The organism is Acidobacteriota bacterium (assembly GCA_040756905.1).
Lineage (GTDB): Bacteria > Acidobacteriota > Aminicenantia > JBFLYD01 > JBFLYD01 > JBFLYD01.
Genome location: JBFLYD010000022.1, coordinates 1 through 16,079 on the forward strand (window position 1 = coordinate 1; position 16,079 = coordinate 16,079).

Genomic DNA, 16,079 nt, shown 5'->3' on the forward strand with positions numbered 1-16,079 from the left:
GCTTCAGCTTCCTGAATAACCTGAAGCTTAAATTCAGGGCTAAATACTCTTTTTTTACCAGACACTTGCTGCCTCCTTACATAGATAGTGTCTTATTTTTTTGTCCTATGCAAGGGGTGCACTCCCAAACCCCCTTTATATGAAAAAGAACCTCAAAGAATAGAATATGAAAAATTGGAGCTAATCTCTCACTCAAAAGTTGGAGAGTTCTCCCCTTTGGAAAGAATAAAAGAAAGAGCTCTGGAAGGTAAAAAAGGAATAATTCCTCATTCCCTTGAAACATTCTCTCCCTATATAGCAAAGGATTGTAAAAAAGACCCATACTATGTATCATTCAGAGAGGAAAGGGTTTTATCCCAGTTAGCATACCCATTTGAGGTAGATAAAGAGCAGGTGGGAATTATCCTCATTAACTCTCAATTTAAAGATTACTACAGAGACTTCCATCTTGAGATAATAAAAAATCTTCTAAAAAATCTCTCCTTTGAGATAAGATATCTAAATTTTTATGGATCCTTTAAAGAAAAGAAAGATTTTCTATGGATTGGGAAATTCTTTAAAGATATGGACGAGTTTGCAAAAAAAATCGCTCAATCAGATGACCCAGTACTTTTCTATGGAGAAACAGGCTCAGGGAAGGAGATTTTTTCAAGATACATACATTTTCTTTCAAAAAGAAAGGATAGACCATTTATTCCCATAAACTGCTCCTCATTCCCAGAGGAATTAATCTCCTCAGAACTCTTTGGACACAGAAAAGGCTCATTCACTGGAGCTTTGAAAGATAAAGTAGGCCAGATTCAGATCGCAGATGGAGGAACAGTCCTTTTGGATGAAGTACAAGATTCCACTTTAAGATTTCAGCATTCCTTACTTAGAGTTATTGAAAATGGAGAGATACAACCAATTGGTTCAGAGGAAAAACCCCTGATAGTGGATGTAAGGATAATTGCTTCGTCCTCAGAAGACTTAGAGAAACTAATAAAAGAGAAAAAATTCAGTGATTCTCTCTACTACAGAATAAAAGCCTTCAAGTTCTATATTACTCCCCTAAGGGAAAGGGATAATGAGGAAAAAAGAGGATTCATCATATATTTTATAAAAAAAGCAGAGAAAGAGTTTAAAAAAGAATTTAAAGAAATAACCTCTGAGGCAATGGATATCCTTTTAAACTACCACTTTCCAGGTAATATAAGGGAGTTAAGGGGAATTATGAGAAACGCCCTTCTATTTTCAGAGGATGGGATAATAAGAGAAAAAGACATAGTAAATCAAATTTCAATACCTAAATCAATTATACAACTAATTCCAGAAGAACTTTCCCTCAATGAAAGAATAAAAATCTATGAAAGAGAGGAGATAATTAAATCCCTTAAAGAAACTAACTGGAATGTATCTAAAGCTGCGGAAAAACTTCAAATCTCAAGGCAGGATCTTCAGTATAAAATAAAAAAATATAAGATAACATCATAAGCAATTAATTAGATGCAAAATCCTTGGCAATTTAAATAAAAAAAATTTTGCACTTTTTTTTCCTTGTAAATCCTGAGAATATTAAATTTTAAAGAAATCAAAAGCAAAATATTTTGCGCTAATCAAAATCTAAATGAAAATAAAATTTCATATATTCAATAATATCAATAAGATAAAAAATTAATAAAAATGGCACAGCAATTGCTATAAATTCTATGAGGAGATTAATTTATCTTTGAAACGTGAGGGGGAACTATTCCATGAAAAAGGAAATAATTAAAGAAACATTAAAAATTTTAATGTTTCTTCTTACAATTAGTCTTATCTTCAGAAATTTAGGAAATTTTTCTAATGAATTGTATGGACTTTTCTCATTTTTGTCACTTTTTATTTTTTCTTTACTTTTCATTCAATCAGAAATTCTTGGGAATAAATTTAAATTTATATTTCTTTTATTTTTTATCTTTGTGATTATTTTATTTATTTTTACAAGAACTTATATTATAGAGATAAAGATAATTTCTTTAGCTTTATTTCTCTTTTTCTGTGATTTAATTTTAAGAAAAAATAAAATTCATGAGCCAATTCTTTCAATTTTAATTATCTCTTCAGTTTTTTTTATTATATTTTCTTTTTTTATAAAAAATTTTCCTTTAATTTGGTATTCTTTACAATACTTTTCACAAATTTTTTCTAAAAACATTGCAAAAATAATAGGAAAAGATTTAATCTTAGGTCAAACTCCAGGAGGAATATACACCACTATATTTTTTATTCTTTTTATTTCAGCATATTCCATCTTATCTGAAAAAAGAAACTGGAAATTTTTCTTTTATTTAGGCTTTTTTTCTATTCTACTGAATGGGTTTTATTTAATAGTTCAATTTCCAATTTTATCCCTTTTAATTAAAATCTTTAAAAATACTTATATAACTCCCATAGATATATCTTTAATTTATGTTCTTCTCCTTTCTATACCATTGTATCTGCTCTTTAAAAGAAAAATCCCTGTTAAAGAATTATCGATGGAATTAAAAAAGAATCATCTGAAATATCTAATTGTGAGTATGATTCTGATATTTTTATCTTATACTTTTTTAAATTATCATCCCATGCATGAAAATAAAAAGAAAAATGTATTTCTCTATGATGATGGATATTTAAACTGGAATAAACCTGAATTTGGAAAATATGGAGAGAGAAGCTGGGGAATGTTTGGAATGCTTCCTGATTTTTTAAAAAATACAGGCTTTAAAGTAAAAAAGGAGAAAATTATAAATAAAGAAACTCTCGAAGATACAAAAGTTTTAGTTCTGATAAATTTAAATAAAAGATTTAATTCAGAGGAAAAGAAGGCAATATGGAATTTTGTGGAAAAAGGCGGTTCTCTTCTCTGCTTAGGAGACCATACAGGATTAGCTGGGATAAGAGATCCTTTCAATGACCTTCTAAAGCCATCAGGAATTGAATTAAATTTTGACTGTGGACACTATGTAAAGAGAGGATGGAAGAACGATTTTGAATTTATGGCCCATCCTTTAACTATAGGATTGAATAATGGAGAAGATACAGGTATTGGAGTTGGAGCTTCTTTAAAAACCTCTTTTGCAGTTGATCCTGTAATTTTAGCAAAATATGGTTTCTCTGATTTAGGAAACCCAAATGACCCGAGAAATGGATACCTCGGGGATAGAAGATATAAAAATGGAGAACTTTTAGGAGACATGGTTTTAGTTGCAGAGAAGAGATATAAAAAAGGGAAAGTTTTTGTTTTTGGTGACACATCTTCTTTCCAGAATTTAACTCTTTTGAAAAATCCTTTCTTTGTAGAGAAAATCTTTTTATATCTTTCCACTGATGACTCCAACTGGCTTTTGAGGAATAAAAAAACAATATCAATTTTTCTTTTTTTAATTGCATTAACAATCTTTTTCTCTTCTAAACTTAAATATATGAAAATTATGTACGTAATTTTTCCACTGGTAATTCTAATATCCTATGGACTTACCTCAAATATTAATAAGAAATATGAATCAAATATTTTATCAATTCCAAAAATAGCTTTTATAGATTTTTCCCACCTTGAAAGAATCGACTTTAAATTCTCCTTAGAAAGAAGCATTTGGGGACTTCCGGCCAATTTGATTAGAAATGGATACAATCCTTTAGTTCTGAAAAAATTTTCAGACTTATACCTTCAGAAGAGTAAGCTATTTATTTCAATTTCTCCCTCAAAAAGATTTTCCAAAAGAGAAATAAACTCAATAAAAGAATATATAAAAAATGGAGGAATATTCATTCTCTCTGTTGGGCAAGAAGAGAAAGAAGGATCAAAAAATCTACTTAAATCTTTTGGATTCGACATCTTAAATATTCCCCTTGGCCCTGTCTCATCTGAGAGAAATAGTGTTGGAATTCAATTCTATAATGCTTGGCCTATAAAGGTTGGAAATGATGCAAAAATTATCTGTAGTTATAAAAATGGAAAAGTAGGATATCCATTGATTGTTTCAAAAGATTATGGAAAGGGGAAATTTGTATTAATAGGTGATTCAAATTTTTTATGCGATGTAAATTTAGAGAGTATTAGATACTATATTGAGAAAAACATTTTATATTTAAAAAAACTCCTTGGAGGAGAATTCTTTAAATGAAAAAAATATGGATAGGTCTTTATTCTATCTCAATGATGTGGATTCTTCTTTTACCTATCTTCACTCCAAAGAATTGGATTTATTTTATCTTTTTATTCTTTGGATTAACAATCGCCATCTGGGCTTTTTGGAATTTTGAAATAGAGAAAATTAATTATTCTCTTTACATATTTCTAATTCCCGTTTTAATATTCATTCTTTTCATTCCTTATCCTTTTAATTTAGGTGGAATATTTCTCCTGTTTGGAGGAATATTTTCTATTTTTCATAAAAAATACAAAATTTCTCATCCTATCTCTCTTGGTTTCTTTATGCAAGGATTAATTCTTTTAATACAGACTCTCGTTCATCCTTTTTATATTTATTTTGCCTCTCGATACCATGGAATAGATTTACTGAATCCTTTTTTCAGCTTTTTGGGAAGAATCTCTGGCTTAATATCAAGTTTTGAGAAAGACTCGGTTATTCTTAAATCTCCAGAAGGGATGATCTCTATTTCCACTACCTGGGAATCTTTAGGATTGTATCCAATTTTAAATATATTAACTGGAGGGATAATTTTAATAATTCTTTTTTCATCTAAAATTAAAAAAGAAATTTTAACTCTTTTTTCAATAATATTTATATTTGGTATTTTAAGATATCTTATAATTCTTTTCTTTCTCACTGATTCTTCATCAATTTCCATTCTATGGAAACCCCATTGGATAATCTTAAGCTTTATAGTATTGCCATTTATCTTGGGTAAATTTATTTCTTTTAAAGAAAAGGAAAACCATAGGAATATAAATATAAATTTTGGTTCTTTAAATTTAAGACATCTCCTTTTATTCCTTCTAATTTCTTTAGGGGTCTTCTCATTTATAGGTTTCTGGGGATTTAATGATCCAGGAGAAAAAAAGAGTGGAAGGTTATTAATCGATGAGGCTCATAGTGATTGGGAATGGACAGAAAAAGTATATGATACTGAATGGTATGGTGAGAGATCAGGCTATAACTATTACTGTCTTAAAGATTTTTTGAATCACTTCTATCACATTAATGTTAATAAAAAGGAAATTCTTCCTGATTTACTGAATAAGCATGACATTTTAATTATAAAGACACCGACAAAGCCTTTCTCAAGAAGAGAAATTTCAGCAATAAAAGATTTTGTACGGAATGGGAGAGGTCTTCTATTAATTGGAGACCATACAAATGTGTTTGGGATGGGAACATATCTTAACCCAATCGCGAATCTCTTTGGATTCAGATTTAAATATGACGCAACTTATGATCTTTCTACAGGAAGTCTTTCCCTCTACAATCCAAAAAAAATTCTTCCTCATCCAGTAATAAATAACATGCCATTTTTCCTCTTTGCCACATCCTGCACTTTAAAAGCTCCAATTTTTTCAGAAAATGTAATCTTAGGATATGGTCTTAGAGCTCATGAGGCAGATTATTCTCAGAGAAACTTCTTTCCAAAGAATCCTCATAAGGAAATTAAAATGGAATACGGATTATTTGTTCAAATGGGAGGAAAAAAATATGGAAAAGGAAGGGTTCTTCTTTTTACAGACAGCACATGCTTTTCAAACTTCTCCATGTTCATGCCTGGAAAACCTGAACTAATTTTAGGCTCAATTGAATGGCTTAACAGAAAGAATAAATACAATCTTTTAAACTGGATTCTTATTCTGATATCTTTAATCTCAATTATTTTAATAATAAGGCTTTCAAAACGGATAAATAAAAAAGAATTTCTTCTTTTGATCTTATTCTCTTCCCTTATTGCCTCATCTTCAGGAATAAAAATTATCGAAAGAATAAACAAAGTAAATTATCCAACCCCTAAAGCTCATACAAGATATTTCAGAGTAAGTTTTGACAGTGAACATTCCAACTTTTATCTCCCAGCAAAAAAATTTACCCCCCAGAGAAAAGACAACCTTACAACCTTCTATGTCTGGACACAAAGGCTTGGGATTTTTCCAAATTTAGGTTTAAAATTTATTGATTCTTTGAATGAAAATGATGCAATTGTAATCGTTAACTCCTCAAAACCTTTCTCTGAAAAAGAGAGAAACCAATTTCTCTCATATGTTAAAAAAGGTGGAAAAGCTCTTATAATGGATGATCCAAGAAATATTGAAACATCCACTGCCTTTCAGCTTCTTTCTCCATTTGGTTTGAGAATGGAATACTATGAAATAAAGAAAGGAAAAATTGTTGATAAAGAAGGAGAAGAGATATTTAATGGAGAGCATCTTGGGGCTGTGTATGGAGGAGAGCCTTTACTATTTGTAGTTCCTGAAAAAGAGAGAAAAGTTCAAAATCCTATCATCTCAAAAAATAGAAAAAATTCTGATTTAAAAATAAAAAATTCAAATAAATCCAAAGAAAAAGAAGAAAAAACTCCAATCCTTACAATGGTAAAAAAAGGAGATGGGGTAGTAGTACTTCTTGGATGTTCTTATATCTTTTTTAATGAATCAATGAAAACAACCTCAGCTATTCCAGATGCATCTTTGAGAAAGCTCTATGATTTAGAGTTTTGGATATTCAAAGATTTACTTGAATTAGATAAAAATAGATTATCCAAAAATGGAGATGAGAGATAATTTAAATGAAATTAAATCATCTTTTATAAGCATAAAAGAGAGCGTAAAATGAAAGGAGGTGAAAAAATAATGAAAAAAATTCTGTGGATTTCAATTGTAATATTTACTTCTTTATTCATTCTTTGGGCATGCAGAGAAGCACCAACTCTTAGTAAAATTGAAGAAGAAAAAGACTCACCACTTTTCTCTGATTCACTCAAAGCTTCCATAAGTAGTTTAGAAGGAAGAAACCAAAGTCAAGGACCTAAAAACTCAAACCCTGATGTAGTTGTACTTCAAACTCAAACAAACACATGTGATGAAAATCAAGATACCTGCTGGAGCACTTGTGAGGGTTCTGGAGGAAACACATGTTATAATACCTGTGGTATTACATGTGAAGGTGATACAAAATGTGCAGATACTTGCTTAGGAGAAACTTGTAGAATAACATGCCATAGCGAACCCACATGCGAAGGTCAGCTAACATGCTGGGATACTTGTGATGGAAGATCATGCACAGCAGATCCTCGTGTTTGTCAGTAAATTAGAAGAGGCTTTTGAAAAAGTATTCAGTTGCAATATCATTGCGAGTAAAAGGGGAGCAATCTCCTTATAAATGCGAGATTGCAACGGTGCCTCGCATCTCGCAATGACAAATGTGAAGGTTTTTTCGGAGATCTCAAGAAAGATTAACTAAAATGAAAAATTCCCAAAGAAGAAACAATTATTTTATAGAAAAAGATGTGAAAAATAGTTAGAAGAGGTTAAACATCATAATCTACAAATTTATATTGAAGTTCGATTTTCTATTTAATATAATTAAATTAAAATGTAAATAAAAAAATGAAAAAAATCAGTTATTTATGGGTTTCAGTTGTTTTCATTTTATCTCATATTTTATTTTGTCCTTTCTTTTCAAATACTCAAGAAAAGGAAAGAGGAATTAAACCCACTCATGAGGTAATTGTAGAATTAGTATTGGTGGAGGTTATAGTAACTGACAAACATGGAAACTTTATAAAAGATTTAACCGAAAGAGAGTTTGAAATCTACGAAGATGGAAAACTTGTTCCAACAAAATATTTTAATCTGATATCTCTTAAGGAAGAAATTCCTTTAAAATTAAAGCCTGAGGAGTTAAAAAAAGAAACAACCCCTCCTACTTTATCGGAGAAAAAACAACTCATTGTAACCTTTGATACTATCAATACTTTCTATGTAAGTTTAGAGAGAGAAAAGAAAAAAATTTTTGAGATATTAGAAACGCTTCTTAATAATAATGTTGAAATATCAATAGCTGAAATAAATGAAAAAGATGGAATAAAAATTCTCCTGCCTTTTATTTTAGATAAAATATTAATAAAGGAGTCTATTGAGAACATAAAAGGAAATCCATGGATATTATCCGAGAGTCCTTCTTTTAGAAAACTGTATAATCCAGGATGGGAAGTTAGTAGTTTAAAGAAAGAAATAGAAAATATCTCATACGCATATTTCCAAAAAAGAAGAATCGAAAAAACATTAAGCTCTTTGTTGGCTTTGATTAATTTTATTAAAAAAAATCCGGGAAAGAAAAACATTTTGCTTATAAGCCAGGGAATTCCTGAAATAAAAAAAGAAGAGATTTTAAAAATATTTGACCCATTTGATATTTTACCTAAGAAGAATTTAAAAGATTATTACAGAATCATAGATGAAGTAATCCATCTTTCTAATGCTGAGAATATAACATTTTACACTTTCAGTCTTGATGAAACCCTTAGGTCACTTCTTTCAGATATGGATGTAACAATTGGAGGAGAAACAGCTGGCATTGGAGAAAAAGTAAAACCAATAGATGAAAAAATAGATGATATAAGAAAGCTTCAATCTATACTGAGCAATTTCTCCTTAGCCCATTTAGCAGATGAGACAGGAGGAATATTATTCAGAGGGGATAAATACGATAAATTCAGTGAAGAAATCTCAAGGGATCTAAGCTCTTATTATGAAATTGGATATAAACCCATTAGGAAAAGAGAAGATGGAAAATATCATAGAATTGAGGTTAAGGTTAAAAGACCAGGATTAATCGTTCGATCGAGAAAGGGATATGCAGATTATAGAGAAGAGGATAAAATAAAAAGAAACCTTGCATCAGCATTTCTCTCTCCCGAGTATTTTAAAGATATTAAATTTTTCTCTGAGGTAGATGCAATTTCTTTAGGTTCTGGAAGATACTCTGTAATATGTAGAATGAGCATCCTTACAGAACAATTTGAAAAACTTTCTTCAGAAGAACTCACATTTCTTTTAGCTGTTAAAGAAAAAGATGAGGAGAAAGTGCATATGAGTCAGACAAGAATAAAGATAAAAGGGAAAGTGAAAGATGAGCTTCAGTATCTATTCGGAATGAAATCCATGAAGCTCAAACCAGGAGAATATGAGGTAAAGGTAGTATTGACAAATAAGGAAGGAAAGATTGGAGCATGGGAGAAGATAATCAAAATACCAGATCTAAAGAAAGATAGCTCTTTAAAGATTATAAACTCAATCCCAGGTTATCTTAAAAAAAGTGAAATAAAAAAAGGAAGACCTTTCACTCTAAATGAGGATGCATCAATTTGCCTCTCCAGGTACCAATTCTATCCTCTGATGGGAGATAAAATAAGGAAAGATGAAAAAATTGCTTTGTTTCTTCAGATACATAACCCAGGAGGAGAAAATATCTCTTTGGAGTTTAGTCTTAAAGGAGAAAAAATAAAAGGAAATCTCATTGAAAGAGAATGGAGAGAAAAAGAGAAAATAATGAATGAAGTGTATATCTTAGATTTTAAAGGAATTCCTCCTGGAGAGTATAGAATTTATCTAAATATAATAGACAAAAATGAAAAAGCTATCTCTCATTTTATCAAAATAAAAATAAAAGAATAAGGAAAATAAATGTCTTTTTAAGAGGGGGGAGATATGAGAAAAAACTTAATATTTTTTGAAATAATTATCCCAACAATATTTTTTATGGGTTTTGCTTCAGAATTTGATGTAAAAATAGACCCATCAGTTGATTTCAGAAAATACAAAAAAGTAGCTGTAATTGAATTTGAAGATGCTCCTGAGTCCCCTCACTCAGGAGAAGAAGTATCAAACATTGTAGCCTCAGAGTTGAAAAAGAAAGGATTTGAGGTTTTAGAGAGAAAAATTGTAAAAGAAACGTTGGAGAATCTAAATATCAAAAAAGATGAAATCACTGAATCTGATCTCCAGAAGATTCAAGAGGCTCTTGGAGTAGATGCAATAGTTTCTGGAAAAGTCCTCATGTATCAGAGTAAAGAGGCAGGAGGAATGGATTATTATCACAGACCAGCAGATGCAAAGTGGGCTCAATTTCCAACAAAGAATTTTTTCTACAACATATCATTCGAATTAAAGATGCTCGATTCAAAAACAGGCACTATTCTGATGGAAGCCAAAGATCATAGACAAGAGATAAGCAAGTTGAATAAGATTCAGGATATGACAAAAAACATAATAAAAGGAATGTTCAAGAAGCTCCCAAAAATTAAATAAATCTTTTATTTTTTCAAATATTATCTATGTTCTAATTAACAGAAAAAGACAAAAAAACAAATATAATATGAACACATGAAATTTTGTGGGGGAGATTATCACTTAAAAATAAAATTGCCTAAAAATATTTAGAAAAACTTATAAAGGTCAAAATTATACAATAAAAAATTTGAACGGGAGGCTCGCCGCAATCCCGCCCCTCCAGGGATGGGTTAGGGCGAGCAATATTAATGATAAAGTACCTTACCGTCTAAGAATCCCCGCCATTTATAGCGGGGTTTTTCAAATAAGAGATTTTATTTAATAATTTTAAGACCTAATTCTTTGAGTTGGTTTTCTTTCACAAGTGAGGGAGAGTCTGTCATCAAGCAAAGAGAAGAAGTTGTTTTCGGAAAAGCAATTACCTCTCGAATTGAATCTTCTCCTGCTAAAATCATAACAATTCTATCAAATCCCAGTGCAATTCCTCCATGGGGAGGGGCTCCATACTTTAATGCTTCGATTAAAAATCCAAATTTTTGCTCCATTTCAGCATCCGTTAATCCAAGAACTTTGAATATTCTTTTCTGAAGCTCTGAATTATGGATTCTAATGCTCCCACCTCCTATTTCTACTCCATTTAGAACTAAATCATAAGCTCTTGCTTTAACTCTCAATGGTTCTCTTTCGAGTAAATCGAGATCTTCATATTTTGGAGAGGTGAAAGGATGATGGTTGGAAACAATCTTATTCTCTTCATCAGACCATACAAAAAGAGGAAAATCTTTTATCCAGGCAAGTCTAAAATCATCTTTTTTTAAATCCATATATTTTTTGCCCATGTAGTTTCTCAATTCACCGAGGATTTTTAAGCCCTTTTCATTTTCTTCGCAAATCCCTAATAAATAACTTATATTTTCTCCTGTTTTTTTAAATAATTTCTCTATAAAATTGGTATCTAATTTCAAAGAGCTTTTTACATCCCCATTCTCTCTCTTTATCCAGAAAATTCCGCTTCCTCCGAGTGATTTTGTCTGCTCATTTATTTCATCAAGATTCTTTCGAGATAGAATAATTTTATCTTCAAATTTTAGCCCTTTTACCTTATTTCCTCTGTTAATTTTTTCCCTTAAAAAATTAATGTTTGAATCTTTAAACTCTTCAGTCAATTCAACAATTTCATAAGGAATCCTCAAATCAGGCTTATCAGACCCATACTTATCCATTGCTTCAGTGTATGAAAGTTTTTTAAAAGGAATTTCAATTTCATAGCTTGCTTTATTGAATAATCTCTTCATCAATCTTTCTATCAAAGAAAATATATCTTCTTCCTCTGGAAAGCTCATCTCCACATCAATCTGTGTGAATTCAGGCTGCCTGTCAGCTCTGAGATCCTCATCTCTGAAACACCTTACAAGCTGGAAATATTTATCGAACCCAGAAATCATAAGTATCTGCTTAAATATCTGAGGAGATTGAGGAAGAGCAAAGAATCTTCCTGGATAAATTCTGCTTGGAACAAGGTAGTCTCTGGCGCCTTCTGGGGTTGACTTCGTGAGAAATGGCGTTTCAATTTCTAAAAAACCTTCCTCGTTAAAAAAATTCCTTAATTCTATTGACATCTTATGTCTCAATTTTAAATTCGTTTGATATTTAGTCTTTCTTAAATCTAAATATCTGTATTTTAACCTCAATTCCTCATTTACCTCTGATTTCTCATCGATTAAAAAAGGAGGAGCCTCAGAAGTGTTTAAAATTTTAAGGTTTTCAACCTCCACTTCAACATCACCTGTGGGCATCTCAGGATTTTTTAATTTTTCTTCTCTTTCGACAACCTTTCCTTTTATAGCTATCACATATTCATTTTTTAATGTCTTGGCTTTTTTAAAGATTTTACCTGATTCAGACTTTATCACTAACTGGACAATTCCTTCCCTGTCTCTTAAATCAATAAAAATTAATTTTCCTAAATCTCTTTTTCTATTAACCCAGCCATAGAGAATAACTTCTGCTTCTTTATCACTCTTACTCAACAGTCCACAATAACCGGTTCTTTTCCAGTCCCCAGGTAACTCTATTTTTTCTTCTAACTCCTCAGCCATTTTAATATCTCCTCTTTGTTTACATCTGTTTGAATTCCAGATTCCATGTTCTTTAATCTATAAATTCCCTTAGATATCTCTTCCCGTCCAATTATAACAACCCATTTAATTTTTGATTTCGAAAGCTTGCTCAGCGTTGATTTTATGTTCCTCTCTCTGTACTCTACACGGGTAGATATATTATTTTGTCTTAAATACTTGCTGAGGGTTAATGCTTCATGTTTTGATTCCCTCTCCAGAGGAACTACAAAAATTTCTGATTTTTCTCGAGGCTCAAAAGCTTTTAAGGTCGAAACAAGTCTTTCCATTCCAATAGCAAAGCCAATTCCACATAAAGAAGGTCCTCCTAATTCATAAACAAGGTCATCATATCTTCCTCCTCCTAAGATTGAATTTTGTGTTCTACCTAAGTCAGGAGAGATAAATTCAAACGCTGTTTTAGTATAATAGTCCAGGCCTCTCACAAGTCTCTTTTCAACTTTAAAATTGATATTTTGATTCTCCAAATATTCCATTACAGCTTTAAAGTGCTCTTCACATTCATCGCATAAATTATCAGTAATTTTAGGAAAATCCTCTGAAATTTTAATACAGTCCTCATTTTTACAATCAAATATCCTCAATGGATTTGTATCAATTTTTCTTCTGCAATCTTCGCACAAAAACTCCATTTTTTTAAGGGCTTCCTTTTTTACCATTTCTACATAAGGAATCTTACACTTTTTGCACCCAACAGAATTTACCAATATATCATAATTTCCGAGTTCAAGTTCTTTAAACAAAAAATCTCCCATCTCTACTATCTCAGCATCAAGAGAAGGGTCCTCCTCACCGAATGCCTCTACGCCTATCTGATGAAATTGTCTGTATCTTCCTTTTTGAGGCTTATCATATCTGAACATGGGACCGAGATAAAAAACCCGAAGCATCTCCTTTATATTGAAAAGGTTATTTTCTATCATTGCCCTTACAACTGAAGCTGTATTCTCAGGCCTAAGGGTGATTGACCTGCCAGACTTATCATTGAATGTATACATTTCCTTTCTTACAATTTCTGTTTCCTCTCCAACCCCTCTTACAAAAAGTTCTGTATTTTCAATAATCGGGGTCCTGATTTCTTTATATCCATACAGAGAAAAAATATGCCTTGCTTTCTCTTCTATGTATATCCATTTCTCAATTTCAGGATAATATATATCTCTTGTTCCTTTTATTTTTATAATCATTTATTTTTAAAAACCTTTTAAATTAATTTATTGCTTCCTTTTGCTGAATGAAAACACCCATTTTTCTGAATTTATCTATCCTTCTATTTATTCTCTCTTCAAAAGGAATTCTGGAAAGTTCTTTCAAGCCTTTCTCTAAATAAGAATCTATTATTTTGGCCATTTCTTCATAGTCTGAATGAGAGCCTCCAGGAGGCTCTGGCACTATTTCATCTATTATTTCAAACTTTTTTAATTCTTTGGCTGTTGGTTTTAAATTGTCTGCAGCATTTTCTATAGCCGACTGATTTTTCCAAAGAATTGCAGCACATCCTTCTGGAGATATTACAGAATAGATAGAAAATTCGAGCATGTAGATTAAATCTCCAATACCAATAGCAAGGGCTCCTCCGCTTCCTCCTTCTCCTATCACAAAGATTATCACAGGAACTTTTAATCTGCTCATTTCCCTTAAGTTATATGCAATAGCCTCAGCCTGGCCTCTTTCCTCTGCTCCAACTCCTGCGTAAGCACCTGGTGTATCGATAAATGATACAACTGGAAATCCAAATTTCTCTCCTAATTTCATAACTCTCAATGCCTTCCTGTAGCCTTCAGGGTTTGGCATGCCAAAATTTCGAAATATCTTCTCTTTGGTTGTTCTCCCTTTTTGATGTCCCACTACAGTTACAGTCTGCCCTTTATAGGAAGCCAGTCCAGCCACTATAGCTGGGTCATCAGCAAATCTTCTATCTCCATGAATCTCAAGAAAATCATCAAATAAATATCCTATGTAATCTAAAGTATATGGCCTCATCGGATGTCTTGCTAACTGGACAACCTGCCAAGGTGTGAGAAGGGTCTTTATCTTTTCCCATTCCTTCTTTAATTCCTCTTTGAGTCTCTGTAATTTTTTTAAATCATCAGGGCTATTGCTTTTCTTTAGATTTTCGATTGCGTCTCTTAGCTCAATTATTGGTGCTTCTAAATCTATATATTCTTTGGGCATGATAAAAAATGTTAATCCTCAACAAACTTTATTCTCATGTCAAATTCAGGAACAGGAGAATTTTTCTTAAGTCTCCATTTTGCTTCCCAAACCCCATCTTGATTTTTTGTTTTCTCAAAATCCCAGATATTCATAAAAATAAAATCTACTTCTTTCTTTATTTCTTCCGGGTCATAATCTGAAATTGAAATCAACACTTCGTTTGCTCCAATCGAACAGAGTTTTTCTTCCAGCGCCCTGAATCCCTCTGCTTTTGTATATTTTCTTAAGTCCAGTCTTATTTCTTTTCTCTGTAATTGTCCGGCTTCCATCTCATTCTCCTTAAATTACATTAAATTTTATTTTCGATGGTATTTTATGTCAAGAATTAATAATTAGAGCTGCTTCTAAATTTTTTTACAGCTTTATTATGCTCTGAAATATTTTTACTGAAATAATGAGATCCGTCTCCTTTAGATACAAAATAAAGAAAATTAGTATTAGCCGGATAAAGGGCTGCCTCTATTGAATCCTTTCCTGGACTGCAAATTGGAGTTGGAGGCAATCCTCTATGAATGTAAGTATTGTAGGGAGAATTTATTTTTAAATCATCTCTTGAGAGAATTTCCTTAAGGATGCCTTTTTTCCTGTATGCATAAATAACCGTAGGATCGCATTGGAGTGGAATGCCTATTTTTAACCTTTTATGAAAAACAGATGAAATTAACGGCTTTTCGTATTTCAAAGATGTTTCTTTCTCAATCAAGGATGCAAGGATAATTATGTCTTTTATACTCATTTTAATTTCCTGTGCTCTACTTCTCAGGTCTTCATTAAAAATACTCTTAAATCTTTCAGTCATAGTTGAAACAACTTTCTCTGGAGATTCATTTTTCGGGAATAAATAAGTATCCGGATAAAGAAAACCTTCTAAATTTAATGCATTTTCGACAAGGTCATTTATGTAAGATGGATTTTCTGTCTCTTTTATGAATTCTTCTTTGTTCTTTAGTATCATATTACTTCTAAGGTTTTCTGATACTTCATAAACATTCATCCCTTCCCTTACAGTTATTGTGCGAAGAAAAACTTCCCCTCGAATAACTTTTTCTAATACATTCCTCAAAGACTGCGGAAGAATAAATTTATATTCTCCAGCTTTTATTGTCTTTCTTAAGAAGAATAATTTATAGGCTAAAATAAATTCGTAAGAATTTCTGATTAATTTATTTTCTTCAAACTTTCCTGCTATTTCTCTGAGCCCTTTCCCTTTTTCTATTTCAATCAAAATTTCTTTTCCTCTCTCCCCATATGGAACATTAAAAATTAGCACTAAATAAACAATACAGAATATAAATGTTAATGAAATTATGATTAAAATTATCTTATACAATGTAGTGTGCTGTCCTATAAATATCTTTACAAACAAAGAATTTCTCCTTAAGCACACTGAAGGGGTATGGGGAAGTGGTCTTCCCCAGCCTGGGGAGCGAAGCGTCTAAGGAGATCTTTCTCCCATAGGGAAAGTGTCATGTCACAGTAATATA

At 31.4% G+C, this 16,079-nt stretch carries 11 protein-coding genes; 6 read left to right on the forward strand and 5 right to left on the reverse strand.

Features of this window, described 5'->3' with window-relative positions:
• The first annotated feature begins 216 nt into the window (after positions 1-216).
• From AB1410_02930 to AB1410_02955, 6 genes are all read left to right on the forward strand, one after another.
• Positions 217-1,473 carry a sigma 54-interacting transcriptional regulator gene (locus AB1410_02930; protein MEW6455658.1) on the forward strand — a complete coding sequence of 419 codons (1,257 nt, stop codon included), beginning with the start codon at positions 217-219 and terminating at the stop codon, positions 1,471-1,473.
• Positions 1,474-1,733: 260 nt separating this feature from the next.
• Positions 1,734-4,127, forward strand: coding sequence for a hypothetical protein (locus tag AB1410_02935; GenBank protein ID MEW6455659.1), 2,394 nt, complete (start codon positions 1,734-1,736; stop codon positions 4,125-4,127).
• On the forward strand, positions 4,124-6,730 hold the full coding sequence (locus AB1410_02940) for a hypothetical protein (protein MEW6455660.1): 2,607 nt from the start codon (positions 4,124-4,126) through the stop codon (positions 6,728-6,730). The genes AB1410_02935 and AB1410_02940 overlap by 4 nt, the downstream gene beginning before the upstream one ends.
• Positions 6,731-6,799: 69 nt before the next feature.
• Positions 6,800-7,255: a hypothetical protein gene (locus AB1410_02945; protein MEW6455661.1), complete on the forward strand. Its 456-nt coding sequence runs from the start codon at positions 6,800-6,802 to the stop codon at positions 7,253-7,255.
• Between the two features lie 300 nt (positions 7,256-7,555).
• Positions 7,556-9,625, forward strand: coding sequence for a VWA domain-containing protein (locus tag AB1410_02950; GenBank protein MEW6455662.1), 2,070 nt, complete (start codon positions 7,556-7,558; stop codon positions 9,623-9,625).
• Positions 9,626-9,658: 33 nt separating this feature from the next.
• Positions 9,659-10,258 (forward strand): CsgG/HfaB family protein, encoded by a 600-nt coding sequence (locus AB1410_02955; GenBank protein MEW6455663.1) that lies wholly within the window; start codon positions 9,659-9,661, stop codon positions 10,256-10,258.
• A gap of 296 nt (positions 10,259-10,554) precedes the next feature.
• Here the strand turns inward: AB1410_02955 and aspS are convergent, their stop codons facing one another.
• From aspS to mltG, 5 genes are read right to left on the reverse strand one after another with little or no spacing between them, the layout of a single operon-like run.
• Entirely contained in the window at positions 10,555-12,339 is a 1,785-nt protein-coding gene (gene aspS, locus AB1410_02960; GenBank protein ID MEW6455664.1) for an aspartate--tRNA ligase, read from the reverse strand.
• On the reverse strand, positions 12,324-13,565 hold the full coding sequence (hisS, locus tag AB1410_02965) for a histidine--tRNA ligase (GenBank protein MEW6455665.1): 1,242 nt from the start codon (positions 13,563-13,565) through the stop codon (positions 12,324-12,326). The genes aspS and hisS overlap by 16 nt, the downstream gene beginning before the upstream one ends.
• Before the next feature lie 22 nt (positions 13,566-13,587).
• Positions 13,588-14,553: an acetyl-CoA carboxylase carboxyltransferase subunit alpha gene (locus tag AB1410_02970; protein MEW6455666.1), complete on the reverse strand. Its 966-nt coding sequence runs from the start codon at positions 14,551-14,553 to the stop codon at positions 13,588-13,590.
• 11 nt (positions 14,554-14,564) lie between these two features.
• Complete coding sequence (locus tag AB1410_02975) at positions 14,565-14,864, reverse strand: hypothetical protein (protein MEW6455667.1); 300 nt, start codon at positions 14,862-14,864, stop codon at positions 14,565-14,567.
• A gap of 56 nt (positions 14,865-14,920) precedes the next feature.
• Positions 14,921-15,961 (reverse strand): endolytic transglycosylase MltG, encoded by a 1,041-nt coding sequence (mltG, locus tag AB1410_02980; GenBank protein ID MEW6455668.1) that lies wholly within the window; start codon positions 15,959-15,961, stop codon positions 14,921-14,923.
• Between the last annotated feature and the right edge of the window lie 118 nt (positions 15,962-16,079).

What these genes read in the sequence shown, in the direction of transcription:
- aspS (MEW6455664.1), bottom strand. Translation starts at nt 12,339, where the DNA reads ATGGCTGAGGAGTTAGAAGAAAAAATAGAGTTACCTGGGGACTGGAAA.
- AB1410_02975 (MEW6455667.1), bottom strand. Translation starts at nt 14,864, where the DNA reads ATGGAAGCCGGACAATTACAGAGAAAAGAAATAAGACTGGACTTAAGA.
- AB1410_02950 (MEW6455662.1), top strand. Translation starts at nt 7,556, where the DNA reads ATGAAAAAAATCAGTTATTTATGGGTTTCAGTTGTTTTCATTTTATCT.
- hisS (MEW6455665.1), bottom strand. Translation starts at nt 13,565, where the DNA reads ATGATTATAAAAATAAAAGGAACAAGAGATATATATTATCCTGAAATT.
- AB1410_02935 (MEW6455659.1), top strand. Translation starts at nt 1,734, where the DNA reads ATGAAAAAGGAAATAATTAAAGAAACATTAAAAATTTTAATGTTTCTT.
- AB1410_02970 (MEW6455666.1), bottom strand. Translation starts at nt 14,553, where the DNA reads ATGCCCAAAGAATATATAGATTTAGAAGCACCAATAATTGAGCTAAGA.
- AB1410_02955 (MEW6455663.1), top strand. Translation starts at nt 9,659, where the DNA reads ATGAGAAAAAACTTAATATTTTTTGAAATAATTATCCCAACAATATTT.
- AB1410_02940 (MEW6455660.1), top strand. Translation starts at nt 4,124, where the DNA reads ATGAAAAAAATATGGATAGGTCTTTATTCTATCTCAATGATGTGGATT.
- AB1410_02945 (MEW6455661.1), top strand. Translation starts at nt 6,800, where the DNA reads ATGAAAAAAATTCTGTGGATTTCAATTGTAATATTTACTTCTTTATTC.